This is a genomic window from Acinetobacter sp. 1125_18A (assembly GCF_052824985.1).
This window is the reverse complement of record NZ_VTDG01000031.1, coordinates 1-3936: the sequence shown is the minus strand read 5'-3', so window position 1 is coordinate 3936 and position 3936 is coordinate 1. Positions and strand designations below refer to the sequence as shown.

Here is a 3936-nt window from a genome sequence, read left to right as displayed (position 1 = left end):
TTGATAATTATTTTTTGCAATTGTTAAAAAATAAAAGATAACTATTTAAAATATAAATATTTTATTTTAATGAATACTGTTTTTAATTCTATTTACCTTAGTCACTTCATTCATACTATTTAAGATAACTAAATAAATGAATCTTTTTGGTGCAATTAAAATACAAAGCGAACTTGTTTTGTGCATTTTATATTTAAAAAAATTAGGATGCTGATCTTTAAAAAAATACCTATGAATTGGAGAACATAGGTATATAAAAGGGAATAAAAAGATGCTCATGTTTTGGGGAAACCATGAGCACATAAAACTTGATATATCTAACAGTAATTTGATATTAGTTTAATTGAATCACATTTTCAATATTTATTTTTAATTAAAAACAAAATTAATCTAAAGAAAAATAACTCAGGTTGGTTTCCTATTTAGCACTAGAACTATAGCCTACTAATTTTTTAAAATTTAAATTATGCAATGTTCTGAAAAGTTAGCTAACTTTGACTGCGCTTAGATAAATTAATAGATAAGTTATCTTTAACTCTAACTTATCGCCATAACCTCACTCGAATAGAAAAGCCAATGAAAAGTGTTCTTATACAAAAATTAAATTAATCCAATACCTGTCCAATCGTATAATCCGCCTGAGCAATAGGGGTTAACTTATCATCAACTTGATAATATTGAATTGCATACTCACCAGGTTTCCAACCATCTGGTGGAGCATAACTCACCCAATTTTGATCACTTTGAGGATTTACAGGCTGCGGCGCAAATAGTAATACCTCACCACTGTCCTTATTTACCCATTTCACAAAAACTTGATCACTTTTCGATAATTTCCCTAATGTATCGTAGTGAGCAACAATTTGTTGATTCTTATAAATTTGGGACATGTTCTCAGACTGTAAGTTATTACTTAGATTTCTAGACAAAACAAGTTTACCTTGCATATCTTCTTTAGAAACACTAGCTTCATCAGATAACTCTTCTAATAGTCTTTCTGAAAACTGTTTTTTATTTTGAATAGAACTAAAATTGTTTAAAGGAAATGCTTTAGACAAATAGTGTGCAACCTCATGATCAGGCATTTGCTTGAGTACCATTTTTATTTTATCTATTGTTGCTTGGGATAAAATATGCCCATTCGGTTGTGATATCAATGCATTAAATTGATCATCATGACTGTTTGGAATTGGTTTATTTATATTTTCACTTAATATTTTAGAATCAATTTCATTGTATGGCTGAGACGGATTATTTAATCCGTCATCAGCATTCAACAAAGCGATTCCATAGCCTGAAGCAAAACAGAACAGGCCAACAAGAATTGCCTTTAAATTCATTTCATTAAGCACACTTATAACTTACACCATTAATAGTTAAGCCACTACCGCCAGTAAAACTACTTCCTTGAGCGATAACTTTATCCTTGGTTAATCCAGAACCTGTTAAAAGTTTAATATTAGTAGCAGAAGTACAAACCCCTGTCTGAACATTAGATGAAGTATTCACTAAACATCCGCTTGTTGTAATTAAATAAGTTTTTCCATTGTCTAATGTTGAACAACTTGCAGTAATTGTTTGACTACTTGAACCAGAGTTGTTTGATGAACCTGAATTTGATGAAGAACCAGAGTTAGATGATGATCCCGAACTGTTTGAAGAACCAGAAGAACTTACGTTATCACCACTACCACCTCCTCCACAAGCAACCAAAAAACCACTGATTAAAAAACTAACTAATAAAGTTTTACTTACTTTTCTCATTTTAAAATTTCCCTTAAGGGCTTGTTAAATTTAATAGCCAATCATTAAAAAAATTTACTGATCGCTATACTTCGAGTATTTTTCGAATTAAAAATTATTATACCCAACCCAAATATGCACTAAAAAGCACATTAAATTAAATTCACGCGATTTATTTCACAAAATATTTATTACACAAGGATTAAAAAGTTAACTTTAACTCCTAGAATTTAAGACACTTAGTAGATTTGACTTCTCCTTTGTTTGCCTTTTAATTCGGCATACCATTGAGTGTTGGGATGAAACCAAATTGAGATATTTCCATGATTTATTAAGGCATAGTTATACGAAGACCAATTAGTTGTACGATAGGTTTTAGGTCTAGGCTTACTCATGTTGAAATTATATTTCTGAATAACCATTCAATGGTAGATTTGTGCAACAAAGCCTCATCAATATAATGGTAAGTCATTTAACCTTGAAAAAAACTTATCCATCATTGATATATCTAAAACATTAATTGCTCTTGTACATGCCACATAAAACAATCTAACTTCAGCATCGCTCATTAATACGCCTTCTTTTTTTTCATTCCAAAAAAAATCATCGCCAATTTTAACTTTCGGAAATTCTAAACCTTTAGACTTATGCGCAGTACTCACAAAACAATCATAATTATCTGTTTGTTTTAGTTGTGTTATTACATTAACCAAATGAGAAGTCCCATGATTTTCAATTAAAGTAACTACAGGTGTTAAGTCGCTATTTGGAAATTGCTCAACATATGACTGAACCTCTGCCCAATTTAAAAAACCAAAAAAATCACTTTTCTTTTCAACTTTTTTATTATTTTGTAATTTATCAGCATCCTCAATTTGCTCTAATAGCATTTTGGTATCCAAATTAATTTTTGGTTTATAACCATCTAAAACCAATTTCAAGGCTGAACTCAATGCTCCTGCATTTGTTCTAGCTAAATGTGCATAAGGAGCATGGACTTCTGAAATATAAGAATTTACTTTTTCATTTCCAATTAGAGGTACTCGTTCACCAAGTAACTTAAACAAAAGATGATTTGCCACATTTGCAATTGGCTCTCCAAATCTAAATGATTTTGTTAGAAATTTTTCTGGAATTTCTAGTGACTGCATTGCATTAATCGCACCCCGAAAAGCATATATTTGTTGATGTTTATCACCTACATAAATCACCTGAGTAGCCTGTTTTTTCAATATATCCAACATTATGGGATCGGCATCTTGAGCCTCATCAAACAATATAAATTTCGTATTAATGACTGGATCTTTTAATGCCCAATATTTCAAATAAATGTCATGCGTAATTCTTATCTTACTACTGTTATCAATAGAAATTTTCCAAAGTGAATTTGCCTTATCAACCAATCCAGCAGCAAGATCACCACAAAATTGTTTATCTACCCATTTCGGCATTGCCTTCATTAACATATCGTGAGTTATTTCATCAGATGTACTCCGACAAAATAAATCTAAGGCTCGTGTTAATATTAATCCTTGATCATTTGGGTCACACGTTTCAGATTTTTGATTATCAATTTGAAGAGGGATTCTATAATCTCTTAAATCGAACATCATCGCCATCGTACGTGGCAGTAACCGCGTATAATTTAATTTTTCAGTTATAAATTTAGGCGTTTGGCGAAAAGCCATACTATGAAAAGTCTTACAATCAATGTTGTCAGAAAATTTTTTAGCTGCTTCTTCTGCAATGGGTTTATTAAATGCCAAATACAAACCCTTTTGATGAGTCAAAGTATTTCCAATAAAGTTTAAAGTACTTGTTTTTCCAGCACCTGCATAAGCTGTCATTTTGAAAGTTTGACCTGTAAGTGCTAATTCAATTGATTTTTCTTGTTCTGAGGTTGGCTTCATTTGTATAAAATTATTGTTACTTATAGATAAGATCATTATCCCAATAAATTCATACTTTGCAATTAAAACTGTTTCAACTTTCAAAAAAAGCTAATCTATCTTTATTTAGTAATCGCTATAATTATTTTTTATTTATATTCAAAATTTACTTTGAATAGTAAGACAATTGTACTACCAAAGGGCTTTGTTGCACAAACCTATCTCTAAAGGCTGATTCCACACTATAATTTTCAAATGAATAAGCCTCGTCCTAAAATTTACCGTACTCTTAATTGGTCTTTAT

3 protein-coding genes and 1 pseudogene are annotated in these 3936 nt (G+C 30.5%); all 4 read right to left on the bottom strand.

Annotation, left to right across the window (positions count from 1 at the left end; genetic code table 11):
- Positions 1-605: 605 nt before the first annotated feature.
- A complete protein-coding gene (locus tag FY049_RS22070; RefSeq protein WP_446084413.1) occupies positions 606-1340 on the bottom strand; it encodes a hypothetical protein in 735 nt (244 codons plus the stop codon).
- A 4-nt stretch (positions 1341-1344) separates the two neighbouring features.
- A complete protein-coding gene (locus FY049_RS22065; RefSeq protein WP_446084412.1) occupies positions 1345-1764 on the bottom strand; it encodes a hypothetical protein in 420 nt (139 codons plus the stop codon).
- Positions 1765-1985: 221 nt separating this feature from the next.
- A pseudogene (locus FY049_RS22060) lies at positions 1986-2138 on the bottom strand (IS5/IS1182 family transposase); the annotation flags it as partial.
- A 57-nt stretch (positions 2139-2195) separates the two neighbouring features.
- Positions 2196-3737, bottom strand: a complete 1542-nt coding sequence (locus FY049_RS22055) for an AAA family ATPase (RefSeq protein WP_446084411.1) — start codon at positions 3735-3737, stop codon at positions 2196-2198.
- Positions 3738-3936 lie beyond the last annotated feature (199 nt).

Bases quoted from the DNA above. Each gene is read 5' to 3' on its own strand.
- FY049_RS22070 (WP_446084413.1), bottom strand. From the start codon at position 1,340: ATGAATTTAAAGGCAATTCTTGTTGGCCTGTTCTGTTTTGCTTCAGGC.
- FY049_RS22065 (WP_446084412.1), bottom strand. From the start codon at position 1,764: ATGAGAAAAGTAAGTAAAACTTTATTAGTTAGTTTTTTAATCAGTGGT.